This window comes from Cellvibrio sp. PSBB006 (assembly GCF_002162135.1).
Lineage (GTDB): Bacteria > Pseudomonadota > Gammaproteobacteria > Pseudomonadales > Cellvibrionaceae > Cellvibrio.
This window is the reverse complement of record NZ_CP021382.1, coordinates 384746-405907: the sequence shown is the minus strand read 5'-3', so window position 1 is coordinate 405907 and position 21162 is coordinate 384746. Positions and strand designations below refer to the sequence as shown.

General features: G+C 52.0%; 14 protein-coding genes. 8 read left to right on the top strand and 6 right to left on the bottom strand.

From position 1 onward, the window contains the following. Window positions 1-29 precede the first annotated feature (29 nt). Complete coding sequence (gene rlmKL, locus CBR65_RS01800) at window positions 30-2285, bottom strand: bifunctional 23S rRNA (guanine(2069)-N(7))-methyltransferase RlmK/23S rRNA (guanine(2445)-N(2))-methyltransferase RlmL (RefSeq protein WP_232461312.1); 2256 nt, start codon at window positions 2283-2285, stop codon at window positions 30-32. Between the two features lie 419 nt (window positions 2286-2704). Between rlmKL and rmf the strand changes: the two genes are divergently transcribed. Further along, window positions 2705-2929: a ribosome modulation factor gene (gene rmf, locus CBR65_RS01795; protein ID WP_087465274.1), complete on the top strand. Its 225-nt coding sequence runs from the start codon at window positions 2705-2707 to the stop codon at window positions 2927-2929. A 158-nt stretch (window positions 2930-3087) separates the two neighbouring features. On the opposite strand, the gene CBR65_RS01790 is transcribed toward rmf, so the two are convergent. Both CBR65_RS01790 and CBR65_RS01785 read right to left on the bottom strand, forming a co-directional pair. Beyond that, window positions 3088-4110, bottom strand: a complete 1023-nt coding sequence (locus tag CBR65_RS01790) for a quinone-dependent dihydroorotate dehydrogenase (RefSeq protein WP_087465273.1) — start codon at window positions 4108-4110, stop codon at window positions 3088-3090. Window positions 4111-4174: 64 nt separating this feature from the next. Then, window positions 4175-4402: a DUF2835 domain-containing protein gene (locus tag CBR65_RS01785; RefSeq protein WP_087465272.1), complete on the bottom strand. Its 228-nt coding sequence runs from the start codon at window positions 4400-4402 to the stop codon at window positions 4175-4177. A gap of 96 nt (window positions 4403-4498) precedes the next feature. Between CBR65_RS01785 and CBR65_RS01780 the strand changes: the two genes are divergently transcribed. Further along, a complete protein-coding gene (locus tag CBR65_RS01780; RefSeq protein ID WP_087465271.1) occupies window positions 4499-6223 on the top strand; it encodes a DUF4153 domain-containing protein in 1725 nt (574 codons plus the stop codon). A 64-nt stretch (window positions 6224-6287) separates the two neighbouring features. Here the strand turns inward: CBR65_RS01780 and CBR65_RS01775 are convergent, their stop codons facing one another. After that, window positions 6288-11135 (bottom strand): NAD-glutamate dehydrogenase, encoded by a 4848-nt coding sequence (locus CBR65_RS01775; RefSeq protein WP_087465270.1) that lies wholly within the window; start codon window positions 11133-11135, stop codon window positions 6288-6290. 360 nt (window positions 11136-11495) lie between these two features. Here CBR65_RS01775 and CBR65_RS01770 point away from each other — a divergent pair, with 360 nt between their 5' ends. From CBR65_RS01770 to CBR65_RS01745, 6 genes are read left to right on the top strand one after another with little or no spacing between them, the layout of a single operon-like run. Beyond that, window positions 11496-12455: a MoxR family ATPase gene (locus CBR65_RS01770; protein WP_087465269.1), complete on the top strand. Its 960-nt coding sequence runs from the start codon at window positions 11496-11498 to the stop codon at window positions 12453-12455. 3 nt (window positions 12456-12458) lie between these two features. Next, window positions 12459-13412: a DUF58 domain-containing protein gene (locus CBR65_RS01765; RefSeq protein WP_087465268.1), complete on the top strand. Its 954-nt coding sequence runs from the start codon at window positions 12459-12461 to the stop codon at window positions 13410-13412. A 21-nt stretch (window positions 13413-13433) separates the two neighbouring features. Beyond that, complete coding sequence (locus tag CBR65_RS01760; protein WP_157671944.1) at window positions 13434-14054, top strand: DUF4381 domain-containing protein; 621 nt, start codon at window positions 13434-13436, stop codon at window positions 14052-14054. Further along, a complete protein-coding gene (locus tag CBR65_RS01755) occupies window positions 14047-15087 on the top strand; it encodes a VWA domain-containing protein (protein ID WP_087465266.1) in 1041 nt (346 codons plus the stop codon). Before CBR65_RS01760 ends, CBR65_RS01755 begins: the two co-directional genes overlap by 8 nt. Beyond that, window positions 15084-17015 (top strand): VWA domain-containing protein, encoded by a 1932-nt coding sequence (locus tag CBR65_RS01750; protein ID WP_232461311.1) that lies wholly within the window; start codon window positions 15084-15086, stop codon window positions 17013-17015. Before CBR65_RS01755 ends, CBR65_RS01750 begins: the two co-directional genes overlap by 4 nt. Window positions 17016-17073: 58 nt before the next feature. Then, a complete protein-coding gene (locus tag CBR65_RS01745) occupies window positions 17074-18822 on the top strand; it encodes a BatD family protein (protein ID WP_087465265.1) in 1749 nt (582 codons plus the stop codon). 25 nt (window positions 18823-18847) lie between these two features. Here the strand turns inward: CBR65_RS01745 and CBR65_RS01740 are convergent, their stop codons facing one another. Continuing rightward, window positions 18848-19645, bottom strand: a complete 798-nt coding sequence (locus CBR65_RS01740; RefSeq protein ID WP_087465264.1) for a nitrate- and nitrite sensing domain-containing protein — start codon at window positions 19643-19645, stop codon at window positions 18848-18850. A 3-nt stretch (window positions 19646-19648) separates the two neighbouring features. Next, a complete protein-coding gene (locus tag CBR65_RS01735; RefSeq protein ID WP_087465263.1) occupies window positions 19649-20782 on the bottom strand; it encodes a methyl-accepting chemotaxis protein in 1134 nt (377 codons plus the stop codon). Window positions 20783-21162 lie beyond the last annotated feature (380 nt).

Here is a 21162-nt window from a genome sequence, read left to right as displayed (position 1 = left end):
CGATATTCTGCCAAGCTAAGGAACGAGAATCAGTGTTTAATTAACCAACATTGATGGATCTTCGCATTGCGCTGAAAATCCTGATCAATCGTCTGGGCGCTGATATCCTGGATGGTGTAATCCTTTAGCGCGTCATAATCCAATTTGAAACTGCGCAAATTATTCGAAAACATTAGCGTCCCGTCTTCTGCCAAGGCACGCATAGCATGATGGATCATGGTGACATGGTCCGCCTGGATATCCAGCACATCTTCCATGCGTTTGGAATTGGAAAAACTTGGCGGATCTAGCAGGATCACATCAAACTGCTGGGTATTTTCTTCCAGCCACTTTAGACAATCTGCCTGCTCCAGCCGATTGCGCGACTCGCTTAAACCATTCAGTGCGAAATTTTTACGCGCCCAATTCAGATAGGTATTGGACATATCCACACTCACCGTAAATCGCGCGCCCGCCATAGCAGCACGCACGCTGGCGGTTGCGGTGTAGCAAAATAAATTAAGAAAACGTTTGTCTTTTACTATCTGCGCAATACGATCGCGCACCGGGCGATGGTCCAGAAATAACCCGGAATCCAGATACTGCCACAAATTAATATGCAAACGCGATTGGCCCTCAACAACAGTGACCAGATCGCCCGTAGGACGATCACTGAGCTTTTCATACTGCGCGCTGCCCTTGTTGCGGCGTCGCTGTTTGTAGCTGATATTTTTTATCGGCACATCCAGCGCAAAGGGCACGGCCATTTCAATCTCCGCAAAGCGTTGAGCCGCCCGGTCTTCGTCAACAGATTTCGGCGCCGCGTACTCCTGTACGTGCACGTAGGTCTGTTCGTTGCGCCCGTCCTGCGGAATGCCGCGATAAATATCAATGGCTGCTGCGTATTCCGGCATATCGGCATCGTACAGGCGATAACAGCTGATATTGTTTTTTCGCGCCCATTTATCCAGTTGTTTCAGGTTTTTTTGCAGGCGATTGGCCAGCATCTGCGCGCCGTTAGTCAGGGCCGCTGCTTGCGCCGCTTTATCTTCGACTTTGACCTTTTCCTCGGCGATTTGCCGCTCGCGATCATCCTTGCTGAAGCGCCCGTCCTGCTCTACACGGCTTTGAACAAAGGCGTCACGGTCAATGTTAAATAATAAAACCTCGCTGGCGATGGTTCCGTTAAAGAGCTTGTATTTTTTCTCAGCGCGCAATCCCATTTGCTTACCCAAATCGGGATTACCGGTAAAGATGGCGGCACGCCACCCTTGAAATTCATTGCGCAACCGCTCACCCATGTGGGCGTACAGAAGTTTCAAGGATTCAATTTCCCCCAAGCGTTCACCGTAAGGTGGATTACAAATGACCAGACCATAATCCATGGGCGCATGGGTCGGCTTTTTAAACTCCGCCAATTCCTTGCGGCTGACACGTAACCAATGATCCAGCTCTGCACTGACAATATTTTCTTCGGCGGCGCGAATGACTTTAAGATCAGCATCGTAGCCGCGGATTTCCGGTAAATTTTTTGCCAGGCCATCACGTCGGCGATCAAAGGCTTCTTCACGCAACGACAGCCAGATATCATTACGGTGATTCAACCAGCGTTCAAAACCAAAGCTGGCCCGTCCCAATCCCGGTGCAATATCAGCAGCCATCATCGCCGCCTCAATTAACAAAGTTCCCGAACCGCACATCGGATCGAGCAGTGCCCCGCCCTCCGCCGCCACCGCAGGCCAACCGGCGCGTAATAAAATACCGGCGGCAAGATTTTCTTTTAACGGTGCATTGCCCTGCTTGATGCGATAACCGCGTCGATGCAAACTTTCACCGGACAAATCAATACTGATCACCAATTTATCTTTAGCAAGCCGCGCATTCACGCGTAAATCCGGATCACGTTTTGCCACCGATGGACGCTCGCCACTGAAATCACGTAAACAATCGACGATGGCATCTTTCACTTTTACCGCACCGAATTGTGTATTGCGAATGGCGTCATTGGTGCCGGTAAAATCCACTAACAACGAACCGCCCGGATTTAGATGGTCTTGCCAGGGCAAATCGCGCACGCCCTGATACAACTCGTCCTGACTGTTCACAGTAAAGTTGGCCAAGGGCAACAAAATTTTATTGGCCAGACGACTCCACAAACAAATGCGATAAGCAGTTTCCTGTGACGCATGAAAATAAACGCCGGCGATAGTTTCGCGCAACTCGGTCGCGCCCAGGTCGGCCAGTTCGTTATACAGGAGATTTTCAATGCCTTTCGGGCACGTAGCAAAAAATTGATGTTCGATCATGCGTTATCCTTTGTGTCGCGCGGAAATATGCGCCATCAGCGCGCAGCCCAGTACTCATGCGGGTTTACGATTTGTCAAATCGATTTGCTAGAGTTTTAAGTACTATAGAGCGCGCTGGCTATAAAAATAAAATCGTTCAAAGTACTGCGTTTTTTTGTTGTACTGATCTTCCGCCGTGAACTTATGACAATCGGATGATGTCAACCGAGTACAGTCATCGGCGCCACGGCATGGGTATATGACGTATTACGTCACGGTGATTGTAACTCCTCGTTCCAAACGTGCATTCAACATTCTAGCCATGGAGAGTTGAAAAACGGATGGACACTTCCAACATCTGCAATACAAGGTAAGAAGCATCAAAAAGCGAAACAAAAACTAACCACCGCAACAACCGTTACATAGAGGTGCTATAACTGATGAAACGTCAAAAACGTGACCAAACAGAACGCGCATTCAGTAAAGGGTATAAAGCTGGTATTGAAGGTCGTTCAAGGAGTTTGTGTCCACACGACAGCGGTACCGCTCGACAGCAATGGTTAAATGGATGGCGCGAATCGCGCATTGACCAATGGGACGGTTTAAATCGCATGGCTCAGGTGCAAAAGCTGAGCAATATCCAACAACTTCCTATGAGTACTTGATCAGATACTGACACAATCCCAACCGCGCCCGACGGCTATTCGGGCAATCCTGCCATGACTTCGGTCATGACCAAACGCCCGCTACTCGCGGGCTTCTTTTTTTCAGCCCAGGGTAATCCGATTAATAAAAATACCGGATTGCCGATCATAAAATTCCCTCATTTTTCCATCTGCGCAATAGCGCTGGCAGCCTCGGTAACCACCGCCGGACCACGATAAATAAACCCGCTGTATATCTGCACCAGACTGGCGCCTGCCTTGATCTTCTCTACCGCGCTGGGACCATCAAAGATGCCCCCAACGCCGATAATCGGCAGCTTGCCCCCCAGGTGGCTGTGCAGGCCAGCAATCACACGTGTGCTCTTGTCGCGCACCGGCAAGCCACTCAGGCCACCGGCTTCTTCACTGTTAACGCAGCCTTCCACGCCTTCACGTCCAATGGTCGTGTTTGTAGCAATCACCCCGTCCATGCCCTGCTCGGCCAAGGCAGTTGCTACCTGGGCAATGGCGATATCATCCATATCCGGCGCGATCTTCACCGCGACCGGCACATAGCGTTGATGTGCTTCTTGCAGGGTTAACTGTTCTTTTTTCAGGGTCTCCAGCAAGCGATTGAGGCTGTCACCGAATTGCAGATCCCGTAAACCGGGCGTATTGGGAGAAGATACGTTGACCGTGATGTAATCCGCATGGGCATAGACTTTGCGCATACCGATCAGGTAATCATCCGCTGCATTTTCCACCGGGGTGGTGGCGTTCTTGCCGATATTAATCCCCAGAATGCCCTGATAGCGGCGCTTGCGTACCTGGTCAACCAGATGATCCACGCCTTTGTTGTTGAAACCCATACGGTTGATGATCGCTTCCCGCTCAGGAATGCGGAACAGGCGCGGCTGGGGATTACCCGGTTGCGGGCGGGGTGTCACGGTGCCAATCTCAACAAAACCGAATCCCAGAGCACCCAAGGCATTGAAATAATCGCCATTTTTGTCGAGCCCTGCAGCCAAACCCACGGGATTAGGAAAGCGCAACCCCATCACCTCAACCGGGTTATAAGCCGGTGCAGAGATAAACAACTCCAGCAACTTCAGGCGTTCGGCGGCACCCAGCATATCGAGGCTGAATTCATGGGAAACTTCGGGGTCGAGGCGGAACAGGAGGTTTCTGAGCGTTGAGTACATAGGCGTCATTACAGGCTATTGGAAGGGCTGAAAACTGCGCGCAAGGATACTGGATTCACCCGCCCTAGTCGATTTTTTCAATGCCCTGGAAGCGGTGGTTTTCATCAAACAGGATGCGAAAACGTCCGCGAATCCCCAGATGCGTCACGTAAGGTCGCAGAATCATCGCCGGGAAACGAACCCGTCGGCCATCCACGCTGGTGGCCAGAACATCCCGCACTGCTCCCTGATATAGCCGTTGATATTCATCAGGGGAAATCATGAGGTTGACGATGAGATCGCGCAAAGACATTCCTCGCTACAAAAATAAAAAGTGCTCACTACCAAAACACAGGTTCATCCCCTAGGATAAGGCGAACCCGACGAACAACAGGAAACACATCATATTATGGACGCTGCCCTGCCGCGAAAACTATTACTCGCCATCGCTCTGATTCAAGGCTTTTTGCTGCTTATCCTGCACCAGTCCATCGAATTTAGATTCTGGCCGCATCAAGAACCGCAATGGCTGTTTTGCCTGTACAGCATGGTCATCATCGGCCCCTGGATGTTGCTGTTGTCGTTAGAGTCGGACAACTGGCGAACGATTATTCGTTGGATCTTGCCCTTCACCCTGCTCTGCGGCCTCACAGGATATTATGTCGGCAGTCAGGTGATTCCTCTTGAGCATCTACGCTTCACCGGTTCCTTGGTCGCTTTTGTTTCCACGCTGGGCATCGCCAGCTTCAAATTGTTGATGTATGCCCAGCAACGTGCCACCGGAAACCCTTTCAACTACGCAGATCTATTTCGTTTTTCCTGGCGAAACTTTTTAACACTCGGTCTTGCGCTGTTATTTATGCTGTGCGTCTGGGGCATTCTTAATCTGTGGGCAGAATTGTTCAAGGTGATCAAGATTGACTTCTTTGATGACCTGTTTAAAGAACCCTGGTTTTATTATCCGGCACTGTCACTGGCCCATGGCTTCGGGGTACTTATCTTTCGCAGCCAATACAAGGTTATCGACACCATCACGCGCATCCAGCAAGCCCTGATGAAATTTTTGTTGGTGATTCTGACCCTGGTTTCCATCCTGTTTCTAGTCACCTTACCCTTCACCGGCCTCGACCCTTTATGGGAAACAAACAGCGGCAGCGCATTGATTTTGTGTATGCAGGCATTGATGTTATTTTTCCTCAACGCCGTCTACCAAGACGATCCCGACACCCAACCTTACCCGCTGTTTATCCACCGTTTTATTTATCTCGGCATTGCCCTGTTACCCATCTACAGCGCCATTGCTTTTTATGGTTTGAGCTTACGAGTACAACAATATGGATGGACGGTAGATCGCTGCTGGGGCTTTCTGGTCTGGGGCTTTCTCGCGCTGTTTTCCGTGGGTTATCTCTGGGGCATTATCAAGCAACGCGATGCGTGGTTGCACAGGCTAAGTTGGGTCAATGTGCGGATGGGAATTTTATTGTTGTGCACCATGATACTGATCAATTCACCGCTGGTGGATTTTCGCAAGATATCTGTCAACAGCCAGCTGGCGCAACTGGAGTCAGGCAAAGTGAAGCCCGAGGATTTTGACATTCATTATTTTCGCCGCGATTTGATGAAACCCGGCTATGAAGCCCTACAAAAACTTAAGCAGGATTTTAACGAGAGTCACCCGGCCGTTGCGATTGCCATCGACAGCCTCTATCGCGACCACACGAACAAAACAAATCCGATTGATAGAGACCAGCTTTTCAAAGCCATTCGCGTTCTTCCCGAACACACCATCCCAACCGCACTGGCCGATGCCATCTACGCCGACCTGATCAGCAACCCCTGGCGTTTACGCAATATAAAAGATTACTACTTGATGCCAGTTGATCTGGATGAAGACGGCAGCAACGATTATGTGTTGGTGGATATCACAGAACATTTCCCGAATGTTTCACTGTTCACCCAGCAGGGAGATGTGTGGGAAAAACTCACCCTTAGCCGACTCGACAAGCAAAAGTATGATGCGAAAAAACTGATTGATACCTTGCAGCAACAAACCATCAAAACCGTAACGCCGCGCTGGAAGCATCTACAACTGGGTGACTTCACGTTGCAAGTGAATCAGGACGCAACGCCGTAGGCATAATGCGAGTGGCGCCAGGGTTTTAGTTTCGAACCCCTCATGGGTTCGTTTTGCGACCTAATCATTGTTTAATCAAGTCACGCAATTCGCGCAATGCCACAGAGAAAACCGCAAAATCAGTGTGACTGCCTGCTTGCAATTCATTGATCATCGCGGTCCAGCGTTTAACCTGTGCATCGTTTTGTTCACCCCAGGTGGAAACAACCGCATCGATAGAATCATCACCGGTGATTTCCGGAATCAATTGTGTTGCGAGTGTGCGCAATTGCGTTTCGAGATCATCCATAAAACTTTCGCGCGCCATGGCTTGCCAGTAGTTTTCTACCTTGACCTCCGATAATTGCTCAGCAAACCACGGCAACTCCAGATATTCACCCAGGGTTGCGTATAAGTCGGCTACCGCGAGCAGATCGGTGCCGCTCGTTTGCGCCGCATCCACTACGCTGAGTCCGGAGAATAAATAACCCGGCATGGCCGCACGTTTGGCCAAGGATTCCGGCAAGCCTTGCTCCTGCAAATAAGCGCAGCGTGCTTGCCAATTCTCTAGCGGTTGGCCGCGCAATAATTGCGGCAGATGGCTGGTAATGTCCTGCATACCGCGGGTGAAAATTTCCACTTCTTTGCCGGGATCGAGATGACCGCGTCGATTGCGCAAAAACCAGCGCGTTGCCCGCCGCACCCGGCGCATCATCTTGATCATCAACTCAATTTGCAGCGCTGCCGGTATGTGGTAATCAAGCTGTTCCAGTTCCCGCCAATAACTATCCAACTGAAAAATATTGCGCGCGGTAATGTAGGCAGCGGCGAGCTCGCCCACACCAGCGCCAGTGGACTCCATCAAGCGCTGCGCAAAGCTGATGCCCATATTGTTAACAATATCGTTGGCAATCTGGGTCGCAATAATTTCGCGCCGCAGGCGATGGCGATACAAAGGCTCTTTAAAATCCCGGGCAATTTTCTGTGGGAAAGCGCCTTCGATAAAACCGGCAATATAAGGATCACTGGCGATATCCGTCTCCACCAGATCCTCCTTCAGCGTTGCTTTTGCATAAGAAATCAAAATCGCCAACTCCGGCCGGGTTAATCCTTTGCCGTGAGATTGCCGTTCTATCAGGCTGTCATCGTCGGGCAAAAATTCCAGCGCACGATCAAGTCGGCCTGCGGCCTGGAGCCTGCTCATAAAGCGACGATATTCGGCCCCGCGTTTGAGGGCATCGGCCTGGGCAATGCTGATCGCCTGGGTTTGTCGATAATTATTGTGCAAGACCAACTGCGCCACGTTCTCCGTCATATCCATCAGCAATTGGTTGCGTTGTTTTTGCGTGAGATCGCCTTTGGCAACTACATCATCCAGTAAAATTTTGATATTGACTTCGTGATCCGAACAATCCACGCCGCCGGCGTTATCAATAAAATCTGTATTGCAGGCACCACCGTTCAGGCAATACTCTACCCGCCCCAACTGGGACATACCGAGGTTGCCGCCTTCACCAAATACTTTGCAGCGCAATTCATTGCCGTTAACACGCACATTATCGTTGGCCTTATCACCCACGTCGGCATGACTTTCCTCGGAGGATTTCACGTAAGTGCCAATACCGCCGTTCCATAGCAAATCTACGGGCGCCTTTAACAGCGTATGAATCAATTCACCCGGTGTCAGCTTTTCTTGATCAATCGCCAAGGCTGTTTTCATCTCGGGTGTGATTGCAATTGATTTCAAATCGCGCGGGAAAACACCGCCACCTTTACTGATATGACTCTTGTCATAATCCATCCAGCTGGAACGCGGCAATTTAAATAATCGCTCTCGCTCGCGAAAGCTGCGCTTCGCATCCGGTTGTGGATCGATAAAGATATGCTGATGGTTGAACGCAGCAATTAAACGGATGTGCGGCGATAACAACATGCCATTACCAAACACGTCGCCCGCCATATCACCGATACCAATCACCGTAAAATCCTGCTCCTGAATATTGATATCTTTTTCCTTGAAGTGCCGTTGCACCGAAATCCAGGCACCGCGCGCGGTAATGCCCATAGCTTTGTGGTCATAACCCTGACTGCCACCGGAGGCAAAGGCATCGCCCAACCAAAAGTTATACTCAGCGGAAATGCCGTTGGCAATATCGGAAAAAGTAGCGGTGCCTTTGTCCGCAGCAACCACTAAATAAGGATCATCCTGATCGAAGCACAACACATTCACGGGTTTAACTATTTCGCCACCACGCAAATTATCGGTGATATCCAATAAACCGCGAATAAACATCTTGTAACAAGCGATGCCTTCCTGCTGAATATCGTCACGGCTCGCGCCCACTGGCATTTGCTTGCACACAAATCCGCCCTTGGCACCGTTAGGCACGATGACGGCATTTTTTACCTGCTGTGCTTTCACAAGGCCAAGAACTTCCGTGCGGTAATCGGGCAGCCGATCTGACCAGCGCAAACCACCGCGCGCAACCTTGCCACCGCGCAAGTGCACACCCTCCATACGCGGTGAGAAGACATAAATTTCATACAAGGGTCGCGGTGCGGGAATATCGGGTACCTGGCGCGGACTGAACTTCAAGGACAAGTATGCTTTTTCAGCGCCCTGTGCATCGCGTTGAAAATAATTCGTGCGCAGTGTGGCATCCATCATCGCCAGATAACGACGCAGAATGCGGTCTTCATTCAGGTTGGCAACACCGTCCAACTCCTCCAGGATTTTACTGCGCAAACGATCGATACGTTCACTGGAATCGCGACTCTCGTTAAGGCGCGGATCAAATTTAGCCTTGAACAAGGCAATTAAATTGCGCGTAATGGCCACCTGATTTACCAAGGTATTCGCAATATAACTTTCGGTAAAGTTAAACAGGGTCTGGCGCATATAACTGGCGTAGGCGCGAAACAACATCACCTCGCGCCAATTGAGTCGCCCACTCAAAATCAGGCGATTAAACACATCATTGTCGGTACGTTTGTGCCAAATGGCTTCAAAGGCTTCCTGAAAACTTTTCCTGACCGCATGCACATCAACCGCTTCGGACAAATTATGGGACAAGGTAAAGTCATGCAGCCATACGCTGGAACCATCACGGCGCCGAATTTCATAGGGATTCTCGGTAATAACCCGCAACCCCATATGCTCCAGGATGGGAATCACATCGGACAATTCCAGGGTCGTATTCAAGTGGAATATCTTGAAACGTAAAACGTGATCTTCCGCACCTGCCGGTTGGTAAAAACTCATGGCAATATCGCGAACATCGCGCAGCTCGGCAATAGAGTCAATGTCGTGTACGGCGGTGCGCGAGTCATAGGTTTCCTGATAGGCGGAAGGAAAAGCTTCGCGGTATTGTTGCAGCATTTCCATGGTTTTTTCTTCGCCATGGGCATCGAGCAAGGCATCCTGTAAATCGTCGTCCCAGGAACGGGTAATGGCCACGATGCGCGCTTGCAGTTCCTGCTGGTCGTAATTCAATGGCTGATTCGGGTCGACCTTGAACACCAGGTGCACGCGCGCAAGGATGGACTCGGAAAACCAGGTAGTAAACTCACATTCCTGTGTGCCCAGTGCCTCGCCGATCAAGGCCTGAATCTTCAAGCGCAAACGCGTGGTAAAGACATCGCGCGGCACGTACACCAGGCAGGTAACAAATTTGCCGAATAAATCCTTGCGCATAAACAGGCGTACCATATAACGCTCGTTGATGCGTGCAACGCCGGTGACCAGTTCATATAGCTCGGCGCTGGTGCTGAGAAATAATTCATCGCGCGGAAAATTATCAAGGATCTGCTGCAAGGCTTTGCCGTCGTGGCTGTCGGGGTCCAGTTCACTGCGTTCAAAGACTTTCGCCACCTTGGCACCGATCAAGGGAATCTGGCGCGGACTCATGGTGTAAACCGCTGAGGTATACAATCCGAGAAAACGCGCTTCGCCGCAAATTTCCCCGGCCGCGTTGAAGCGTTTCACCACAATGTAATCCGAGTAGGCCTGGCGATGTACACGGGAACGCACGGACGATTTGGAAAAGGTCAGCACCTGGGGTGCTAAATGAAAGCGCGCCATGCCGTTGTTGAAATGGTGCACATCGCTGACGTTAGGCGCACCGCCTTTGAGCCCGAAGACACCCAGGCGTTTATCTACACGCTCACGCAATAATTTAACGCCATCCTCCTCGCCAAACTCGTATTCGGCGTAGCCGAGGAAGGTGAAATGGTTATCCACAATCCAGCGCAAAAAAGCCTGGCTCTCTTCTACTTGCGCCGCCACCACAGCATGACGCGCCAGGTTGAGATTTTCCTCAGCATCCAGTGCGCATTCGACCAAGGGTTGGTAATCCGCCACCACCACATCGACTTCGGCCAGAACGGAATCAATGCTGGTCACCAGATCGTGCAAGGTATGCTCTTCGGTGCGCAGGCTGATCTCCAGCACGATCAGGGCTTCTTTATCCAGCTCATCGTCTTCGGCCAGTGAGCGGTGCGCGAGTTTCTGTAATTGATGGTGCGCATCGCGCGCGACGGCAACAACCGTACTTTTGATGGCGTGGATGGCGATGTTTCGACGATTCAGTTCAATGCGGATAGAGTCGACGAGGAATGGCATATCGCGCTGCAAGACCACCAACACGGTATACGGACAAACCCAACCGTCTTCTTCAAGATTGGGATTGAATGCACGAATCTTCGGCGCCTTTCGATCATACTGCTGCAAAAACCGCCAATACTGAAACACCGCACCGAATATGTCGCTGAGGTGGCGGCCGGCGAGTTCCTCCAGGGGATAGCGATCAAAGAACTGTTCAGCAAAGGCAAAGAGCGCTTGCTCTTCAGACGGTGACAATTGTTGCGCAGCGTATTCGCGCAGCTCGTGAAAAAAAGTGCTGGAATCTTGCGTACTGGTTAATCGTCTGTCCACAGACACCTCCCGGTGAGTTCAAAAAATAACCACGGGTTATGGGACCGCAAAAATCCCGTTAAATTTTGCGTGCGCGCATTTGCGCTAACACATGTCAGCCCTGTCTTTAAGATTAGCTGAACTATTTGAAGAAAAATTAAGCGGGGCTGAAGATTAACTGAGCAGGGCCAGCGAAGCCGTTGAAAAATCGGGGAACTGCCATCACTATGACAGGTCTATCCAGCGTCGCATGAATCGACCGACGGTCAGCCGACAGGCTGTTAACCAAAGCGCCGCTCGAAGGTGAATAATAAACAACACCGGAATTTTTATTACATCCCTATTCAAGTAACAAACCACAGTAAAAGGTGACCCCTATCCATGCAGGCTTATCAGCAGATCCAAACGCTCTACACCTGGCTCAACAATCAGATCATCGGCCAGGAACACCTGAACCAACGACTGTTGATTGCACTACTGGCCGATGGCCACCTGCTGGTGGAAGGCGCTCCCGGTCTGGCCAAGACCAAAGCCATCAAAACCCTGGCCCAGGCGATTGAAGGTGACTTTCACCGCATTCAATTTACGCCCGACTTATTACCCTCTGACGTGACCGGCACGGATATCTACCGCCCGGAGCACGGCACCTTTGAATTCCAGTCTGGCCCGATTTTTCATAACCTGGTCCTGGCTGATGAGATCAACCGCGCCCCGGCCAAGGTACAGTCTGCGCTGCTGGAAGCCATGGCCGAGCGCCAGGTGAGCGTGGGTAGCCGGACGTATCCGCTGCCGCCCCTGTTTATGGTGATGGCCACCCAGAACCCGATTGAACAGGAAGGCACCTATCCATTGCCGGAAGCCCAGCTCGACCGTTTCCTGCTGCATGTGATGGTGGATTACCCCAGCGTGGACGCGGAACGCCGCATCCTGCAACTGGCACGCAATGAAGCAGCAGCTATTGCACCGGAAGTACCGGCGACCGTCAGCCAGGCAACCCTGGAGCTGGCGCGTAAGGAAATCCTTGCTATGCACATGGCGCCGACGGTTGAGGAATATATTGTCCAGTTGATTAACGCCACCCGCCGTCCCGCACAATACAACGAAGACCTGGCCAACCTGATCGAATATGGCGCCAGCCCGCGTGCCACTATCGCCCTGGATCGCTGCGCCCGTGCTTATGCCTGGCTGCAAGGTAAGGATTTTGTCAGCCCCGATGATGTACAGGCGGTCATTCACGATTGTCTGCGTCATCGTTTGATTCTCACCTTCGAAGCCGAAGCCACTGGTGTTAACAGTGACCAGGCGATTGATCAGTTAATTGCCGTTGTTCCCCTGGCGTAACCCATGAGCAACGCGTTATTGGACAACCTCAACCCCGCCGGAGCCTACAGTGATCTCGCGCAACTGCTGCGCCTGCGGTTTGCCGCACAGGATCTGAAACTCTTCGCCAAACGGCCGGTGCGCAGCCTGCTGACCGGCGGAGAACGCACCCGCTTTCGCGGGCGCGGCATCGACTTTGAAGAAGTGCGCTTGTATCAGCCCGGCGATGATATTCGCACCATCGACTGGCGCGTCACCGCGCGCACTCAGGTGCCGCATACCAAAATTTTTCGCGAAGAGCGTGAGCGCCCGGTGTTTATGGTGGCCGACCAACGCGCCACCATGTTCTTCGGCAGCCAGCGCTGTTTTAAATCCGTGCTGTGCGCGCACATCTGTGCGCTACTCGGGTGGGCTGCGCTAGGCAACAGCGACCGCGTCGGCGGTCTGGTATTTGGCGATCACACGCAACGGGATATCCGCCCGCGTCGCAGCAAGCACGCCATGCTGGAGTTGTTGCATCAATTGCAGGATTACAACCACCGCCTGCAATCCCCGGTCCCGCCCGCTGATAGCGTGAAACTGGTGGATATCCTTGCGGATACTCGCCGCATCGCCAAACCAGGGTGCGCACTATTTATCGTCAGTGATTTCCACGACTTTGATGCAGCGTGCGAGCAACAATTGTTTGAGCTGGCGCGGCATGCTGATGTCACCCTGGTGCATGTGTTTGATCCGCTCGAACGGCAACTGGCCAGCAATTCCGTTTTAACGATTAGCGATGGCCAATCCCGCTGCCGTATTCCAGCTAACGAACGGCGCTTCCAGCAGGCTTACCATGAACATTACCAACAACATCTGCAGGACTTAACCCGCCGTTGTCAGCGCCTGAATCTGTCCCTGCTGTCTTATGCCACCAATGACGACATCCAACATTTGCTGCGCGAGCGCTTCGGCAAAAATAGCCCGCGCCGCCGCTAGGTTTTAGACACGATGGAAAACATGGACCCACTTGCTCAACTGAAAGATATTCACTTGCCCGACGCCGTTGGCCTTTGGCCTTTAGCCTGGGGCTGGTGGGTGTTGTTAATCCTGCTGGTGCTCGTCGCACTGACCGCGTTCCTGATGTTTCGCCGTCACCGGCAACACAACCGCTACCGCGCCGCTGCGCTCGCCGAATTGCAGCGCGCCACGCTCTCTGTAAAAGCAGGGGCCGTAAATCAGGATCAACAAGTCGCCACGTATTTACAGCAACTCAGTATTATTTTGCGCCGCGCGGCGTTAAGCGGTTGTGGCAATAGCTATCAGGCAAACCTCAAAGGTGAAGACTGGCTGCGCTGGCTTGATGATCAATGCCCGGAAGCCCGCGGCGGTTTCAGCAGCGGTGCTGGCCGCGCGTTATTAACCGGTCCTTATGAAGCCAACCCACAAGCGGATATCGATGCCTTGCAACAACTGGTGAGTTTATGGCTGCAAAAACATCGCAACCAATGGCAGAAAACACCGGTCAGAAAAACCGCTGCAAAAACCTTATTGCCGACACGCGCGCAACCAGAAGCCCCCGTTGACAACCAACCTGCTGATAAACACCCCGTGAATAACAAGGAGACCCGCAATGCTTGAGTTGCAATGGCCCTGGTTATTACTGTTGCTGCCTTTGCCGCTATTTGCCCGCTTGCTGCCGGCGCAGCAGCGTCAGGAAGCGGCGTTACGCGTACCTTTTTATCGCAGTGCCGCCGCCTTGCAAGATGCCACCGGTTTGCATACACGCAAAGGCCCGCTGAAGATCCTGTTGTTGTGGTTAATCTGGTTGTGCAGTCTGCTCGCCGCGAGCAATCCGCAGTGGGTTGGCGAGCCGGTGAGTCTGCCCGGCAGCGGGCGCGACCTGCTGATGGCCGTGGATATTTCCGGCAGTATGCAAATTGAAGACATGACCTACCTGGGTAAAAACATCAATCGCCTGCAAGCCATTAAAATTGTCGTCGGTGATTTTGTGGAGCGGCGCAAAAGTGACCGCCTGGGTTTGATCCTGTTCGGTAGTCAGGCGTATTTGCAAGCACCGCTCACCTACGATCGCAACACCGTCAATCAACTGTTACAGGAAACCCAGATCGGTTTTGCCGGCGAGAAAACCGCCATCGGTGATGCTATTGGTCTGGCAGTAAAACGTTTGCGCGCACGTCCGGATGCAAGCCGTGTGTTGGTGTTATTGACCGACGGCGCCAGCAATTCCGGCGAGCTGACACCGCAGCGTGCCGCCGCGTTAGCGCTGAAAGAAAATATCAAGATTTACACCATCGGTTTCGGTGCCGAAGAAATGATTGTGCCCGGATTATTCGGCGCGCGCCGCGTCAATCCGTCGCAAGATCTTGATGAAGACACCATGCGCGAAATCGCCGACCAAACCGGCGGACAATACTTCCGCGCGCGCAATCTCGAAGAATTAAGCAATATCCATCATCAACTGGATTTGCTGGAACCTATCGAATTCGATGAAGAAACCTTTCGCCCGGTGCAGGCATTATTTTACTGGCCGTTAGCTGTGGCGTTTGTGTTGAGTTTATTGTGGGCCCTGGCGAATTGGTGGCAACAACGCGCCACACCGTTCTATGCACAGGATGGCACATCAACAACACGTGGGGAGGTTTCCCGATGAACACCTGGGAGATGATCCTCACGCAATTTCACTGGCTGCGCCCGCTGTGGTTGTTAGCGCTGGTTCCCGCAATTTTATTGGGCATTGCCTTGTGGCGACAAAAGCGCGGCGCGCATCAATGGCAGCAGGTTATCGCACCGGAACTCTTGCCGTTTTTGATTGATGGCGAAACCACGCGCGCGCAGCGCTGGCATATCTGGGCAATTATCGCGGCCTGGATTATTGCCACTCTGGCCTTGGCTGGCCCGGCGTGGGAAAAACGGCCCATGCCCGTGCAAAAAAATGAAAACGCACTGGTGTTAATCCTTGATCTTTCACCGTCGATGTTGACGGAAGATATCAAACCCTCGCGCCTGATTCGCGCGCGCCTGAAGATCGCCGATATCCTGCGTGAGCGTAAAGATGGACTGACCGCGTTGATTGTTTACGCTGGCGAATCCCATGTGGTGACACCGCTCACTGACGACACCGCCACCATCAACAGTTTGTTGACGTCGTTGCATCCCAACATCATGCCCCTGCCCGGCAGCAATACGGAATCTGCCATTACACTTGCGTTGCGGCTATTGCAGGACGCGGGTTTACAACGCGGCGATGTATTGTTGATTACCGACGGTGTGGTGAGCGATGCCCAGTCCGCGATCAAACAGCAGCTCGACAATAATGTGCGCTTATCCATCCTCGGCGTCGGTAGCGATGCTCCCGCGCCGATTCCCGGCAGCAATGGCGGTTTTGTACGCGACAGCAGCCGTGCCATTGTCACCACACAATTGAATAGCAGTGAGTTGCGTTCACTCGCGCAGCAAACCGGCGGACGTTACAGCGACCTGACCAACGACAAACGGGATATCGAAACCTTGCTCGCCCTGCCCTCGCCGTTAGTCGACGAAAGTCGCGCTGTGGATCGTGAGTTTGATACCTGGCATGACAATGGTCACTGGTTAGTTTTTTTATTACTGCCGGTTGTGTTTTTCTGTTTCCGTCGCGGTGTATTGCCGGTGCTGTTATTGGTCCCTGCGCTGTCACTGTATACGCCGAACAGCCAGGCGTTTGAGTGGCGCGATCTTTGGCTCACCCAGGATCAACAGGGCCAGCGCGCGCTTGAACAAGGTGACGCCGCCAGCGCGGCGGAGGAATTTGAATCGCCCGAATGGAAAGGCAGTGCCCAATATCGCGCTGGCGATTACGAAGCCGCCGCCAAAAATTTTGCACAGAGCGATACTGCCCAGGCACATTACAATCGCGGCAATGCCCTGGCCAAATCCGGTAAGTTGGATGAAGCGCTCAAAGCTTATGATGAAGCCTTGAAACGCAATCCCGACCTGGCAGATGCCGCGAGTAATCGCGCACTGGTGGAAGCGTTGAAGCAACAGCAGGAGCAACAAAAAGAACAACAAGACCAACAAAATCAGGACGGCGAGAATCAGGAAGATCAGGACAGCGAACAAAAGCAGGATCAACAACAGAATTCGTCCGAGCAAAACAACGAACAGAAAAACCAGCAGGACCAACAGCAGAATCAAAGCGACCAGCAACAGGACAGTGAGTCCGAACAAGAGCAGGATCAGCAGCAACAGGACCAACAAGATAGCGAACAACAAAACGGACAACAAAGCAGCGCTGCTCAAAGCTCGGCGGCGGGCGACAGTGGCGAGCAGTCCAGCGAGCAAGCCGAGCAGCAGGAAGAGCAAGCCGCCCAACAAAGTTCAACACCCAGCGAAGAAGAGTTGGAAGAAATGCGCGCAGCTTTGGAAGAAGGCTTGAGCGATGAAGAGAAGCAAGCGATGGAACAGTGGTTGCGACGCGTTCCTGATGATCCGGGCGGTTTGCTGCGCAACAAATTCCGTTATCAATATCAACAAAAGCGTGATGAGCGGCATCGCAATATGTGGCAGACACCCACTGAGCAGGAAAATGATCGCTGGTAGCGGGCAATTGTCTTAACAGAACACGCAGAGCGTTACACCGATAAATGAGAGTCAAGGTATGAGCCGATTATTTTTTTCCCCACAGATGATGCGCAGTTTTTTGGGCGGATTGTTTATTCTGTTGGCGTTCAGCGCCGGCGCTCGCGCCGATACCTTGTCGGCCAGTGTGGATCGCGACACTATCAGTTTGCAGGAAACCCTGACGCTCACTCTGCGCTTCTATGCACAAACCAGTGATTCACCGGATTTGACGTTACTGCAAAAAGATTTCGATATTCTCAATACTCAACAAAGCAACCAGATGCGCGTTATCAACGGTGATATGGAATCCTTTACCGACTGGCGCATTGCGCTCGCCCCCAAGCGCGTCGGCACCCTGGAAATCCCTTCGTTTACGATTGAAGGTGCAAGTAGTGATGCGATCCCCATTACAGTGGAATCCCAGAATCGTGCACCACAAAACGCCAGCAGCGACGTCTTTGTTGATGTGAAAGTGAGTAAAGACAGTGTGTACGTGCAGGAACAGATCCTGTTCACGATTCGCCTGTATACCTCGGTGAATTTAAACGGTGCCGAAATGACACCGCTGGAATTACCGGATGCCCTGGTCGTTGATCTCGGTGAGAATCAATACCAGACCAATATCAACGGTCGTCAGCATATTGTGGTGGAACGGGTGTACAGTATTTTTCCACAGCATAGCGGTGAGTTGATTATTCCCAGCCTGACCTACAATGTGTCGGTGCGCAGCGGGCAACGCGATCCCTGGAGCGATCCGTTTGGCAACCGCCGCAATAATCTGTTGCGATTACGCACGGAAGAACAACGCGTGAATGTGAATGTTGCGCCGGCACAATTCAGCGGCCAGGATTGGTTACCCGCTAAAGATCTGCAATTAACTGAACACTGGAGCACCGGCACTGAGCGCTTGAAAGTGGGCGAACCGGTTACCCGCACCATCACGATTACCGCCGATGGGTTGACTGCCGGCCAGCTAACGCCGTTGTCATTACCCGCCGTTGACGGATTAACCTTTTACCCCGATCAACCGCAGAACGATGATCAAACCAGCAACAAAGGTGTAAAAGGTTCGCGTATCGAAACCCTCGCGATTATTCCCAATCGCAGCGGTAAATTTACATTGCCGGCGATGCGTGTGAACTGGTGGGATACCGAAAGCCAGGAGATGAAAACCGCTACCCTGCCAGCGAAAACGGTTCAGGTGGAAGACGCGTTGGGCAACATAACACCGGACCCATTACCCGTGCCCCCTGTGGAAAATCCTCCTGAAACCACACCGATCAATACCGATATGGAAAGCACCACGCCGGATATTCGTGTGGTCAATGTTGCGCCGGTCTGGCTGATTGTTACTGCATTGGTTCTGGGTTTTACCACTTTACTGTTTGCGTGGCTCTACTGGCAGGCGCGCCGTGAGTTGCGTGCGATTCATTCATTCTATATTGCGGAGAAAACCCAGGATCACGCCAACGAAACAGCCGCCTGGAATGAACTCAAACGCGCCGCTGCCAACAAGGATTATCCTGCTACCCGCACGGCAATAATTCATTGGGCCCAAGCTCACTGGCAAGATCCGCAACTGCAAAGCTTGCAGGCTATTGCGGAGCGATCAAACAATGACGCATTGCGTGCACAACTGAAAAAACTGGATGAAATTCTGTATCGCGGCGATGCCGGTAGCGATTGGGACAGCAGTGAATTAGTTCAGGAGATTAACAATTACCGCCGTCAGAAACATCACCGCCAGAAGCAACAGGATAGTTTGGCGCCGCTGTACAAATCATAGCGGGAACGACGAAGCCAGGGATTGCTTAACGACCCTGATAACGCAGTCCTTCGATATATTGATCAAACTGTTCCATAACCCGCTCCAATGAGCGGGTTGCTAACTGAAAATACTCTTTAGGGCTGATGGTGGGCTGGTCTATTACCACATCCTTTTCTATGCAGCGAAGCAACTGCTCAATCTCGGCACAGGTCTGCGGTGAAAGGTGCTCTCCGGTATGAGAAGCAATTTTATTGCGTAAATGATTCAGTTGAATTCGCAACACACTGCTGCACTCGCCTTTTGCTACCACACCCGTACCCAGCGCGCGCGCCTGACCAATCGACTCCGCAATAAATAACAGCGACCGCCACTGGTGTGCAGACGCCGCAGGCGCCTTGCTGTCCAGATGATGGGCATCCGCAATGTCTTCGATGAAATACAATAAATTGGCAATCAATTGATTGTGCTGTTTGAGATTATTCATCGCTTCGCCAGACGCATAATGACTGCTCAGACGCGACCAGTGATCGAGGATGCTTTTCCATTTTTCGTTTGTCTGTACCCACGCACCCAGGTTGCTGACCTCGACAACTTCCTTGCGAATTTTATTCTGTAATGCCTGGATATCTGCCTTGGCTTCATGATTGCCATTGAGGAAACCCGTAGTCAAACCACGATGTTGCTGGATGTGAGTCAACAGAATGCGCATCACCCGCACGTAGTTTAACCCTTGATCCACCAGCCGCCCGATTACAACCCGTCGACGATGCAGACAATAAAATACAAATACAATAAAGGTCAGCGGCAAAAGGATAAATAGCAGCGACAATAAATCAACCATGATCTACTCCGTTAACCGTGTCAGTCGATGCAGGTGCTCGGCAATTTCAGCAGCCTGTATTGCACGCCCACTGTTCTCATTGGCCAGGTTCGCCACAGTTTCAATGTGACGTGAAATCTCATGCGCGGCCTGACTCTGTTGTTGTGCCGCTACCGCAATATCATCAATCAAACTGAATACGTCGCGCGTGCGCAGGTTAATTGAGCCTAATGCTGTTTCAGCACGACCAACCTCCATCATACTTTTACCGGTTTTTTCCACCACTGAACCCATACTGCCGCGCACTTGTTGCATGGTGGTTTGTACTTGCAGAATGTTGGTGGCAATGTCTGCCGCCGAACCCTGGCTGCGCTGCGCCAAGGCACGTACCTCGTCCGCCACCACGGCAAACCCGCGCCCGTGCTCACCCGCGCGCGCCGCTTCAATCGCCGCATTCAATGCTAACAAATTCGTCTGCTCGGAAATCTCACCAATGATGCGCGACATGGCTGTGACCTTAACCATCAATTCTTCCAACGCCGTAATACGTGTTTCCGTTTCCTGCGCAAGCGCGGCAACCTGCTTGACTTCATCACTGGCTGAGACCAACGCCTGAGAACCGCTTTCACTCAACTCACACGCCGCCGTTGCCGCCTCGCGCGCCGACACAATACGCTGACCGACATCATCAATACTGTGGCTGATCTCCGTAATTGCTGCCGCACTGGATGTCGTTGCCTTGGATTGAAACGCCGCACTGCTCGATACGTCGTTGGCATTACCTGCCAGTTCTGACGATGAATAACCCATTTCCTTCACCGCATCGCGAAACTCGGCATTGCGCCGCTGGAAATGTTTGAAGGTTTCGCGCGTGTCTTCAATCAGGGTCGCAAAAGATTTGGAAAGATGAACACCCGAGTCCATCGGCTGCGTCTGGCGAATTGCCAATAAACAGGCACGCATTTGTTCAACGCCGGTGTGGTAACTACTGACCAGTCCGATCAACAATATGGCGGTAGCCACCAAGGGAATAATCAACCAGATCTGATGATAATCAGCTAGTAACGCGAAAATGGGGATGGCAATAAATGCGAGCATCACGCCGCACAATAATTGAATATTGACCGCACTTACCCAGTGCCCAAGCAAACGTCCCATCACTTTCCCTCAATTGCACATTTACCGTGCAAACCAACAATTCAACTTGGTCGAAATGCCCCACACCGGGGCGCAAAAAATTTAGAAAACAAAGGCGGTATCAACAACATCACCTCCCTGCCCTTAAATGGGTAGGTTTAGTGTGTTGTGTTTCAACTTTTGTGCCAAGAACTGGGGAGATATATGTGGAGAGGTATTACGGGTATGAATGAATGCACTTCGTAGTGCGTTTGTCATTAGGGCCTATGTTTCGAAAACGCATGAATACATCCCTGTAGCTCCCTCAAGTCGTCCCTGACTTGAGGGTTTCGAAACATAGGCCCTAACGCCAAACTCGTATTGTGCCAACATCAAGTTTTCATAAACTTTCCGTTTGAAAC

Excerpts from the sequence above, each read along its gene's own strand:
- CBR65_RS01755 (WP_087465266.1), top strand. The coding sequence starts at position 14,047 with ATGCTTGAGTTGCAATGGCCCTGGTTATTACTGTTGCTGCCTTTGCCG.
- CBR65_RS01760 (WP_157671944.1), top strand. The coding sequence starts at position 13,434 with ATGGACCCACTTGCTCAACTGAAAGATATTCACTTGCCCGACGCCGTT.
- CBR65_RS01750 (WP_232461311.1), top strand. The coding sequence starts at position 15,084 with ATGAACACCTGGGAGATGATCCTCACGCAATTTCACTGGCTGCGCCCG.
- CBR65_RS01785 (WP_087465272.1), bottom strand. The coding sequence starts at position 4,402 with ATGTCTTTGCGCGATCTCATCGTCAACCTCATGATTTCCCCTGATGAA.
- CBR65_RS01745 (WP_087465265.1), top strand. The coding sequence starts at position 17,074 with ATGAGCCGATTATTTTTTTCCCCACAGATGATGCGCAGTTTTTTGGGC.
- CBR65_RS01770 (WP_087465269.1), top strand. The coding sequence starts at position 11,496 with ATGCAGGCTTATCAGCAGATCCAAACGCTCTACACCTGGCTCAACAAT.
- CBR65_RS01790 (WP_087465273.1), bottom strand. The coding sequence starts at position 4,110 with ATGTACTCAACGCTCAGAAACCTCCTGTTCCGCCTCGACCCCGAAGTT.
- rlmKL (WP_232461312.1), bottom strand. The coding sequence starts at position 2,285 with ATGATCGAACATCAATTTTTTGCTACGTGCCCGAAAGGCATTGAAAAT.
- CBR65_RS01735 (WP_087465263.1), bottom strand. The coding sequence starts at position 20,782 with ATGGGACGTTTGCTTGGGCACTGGGTAAGTGCGGTCAATATTCAATTA.
- rmf (WP_087465274.1), top strand. The coding sequence starts at position 2,705 with ATGAAACGTCAAAAACGTGACCAAACAGAACGCGCATTCAGTAAAGGG.
- CBR65_RS01740 (WP_087465264.1), bottom strand. The coding sequence starts at position 19,645 with ATGGTTGATTTATTGTCGCTGCTATTTATCCTTTTGCCGCTGACCTTT.
- CBR65_RS01780 (WP_087465271.1), top strand. The coding sequence starts at position 4,499 with ATGGACGCTGCCCTGCCGCGAAAACTATTACTCGCCATCGCTCTGATT.
- CBR65_RS01765 (WP_087465268.1), top strand. The coding sequence starts at position 12,459 with ATGAGCAACGCGTTATTGGACAACCTCAACCCCGCCGGAGCCTACAGT.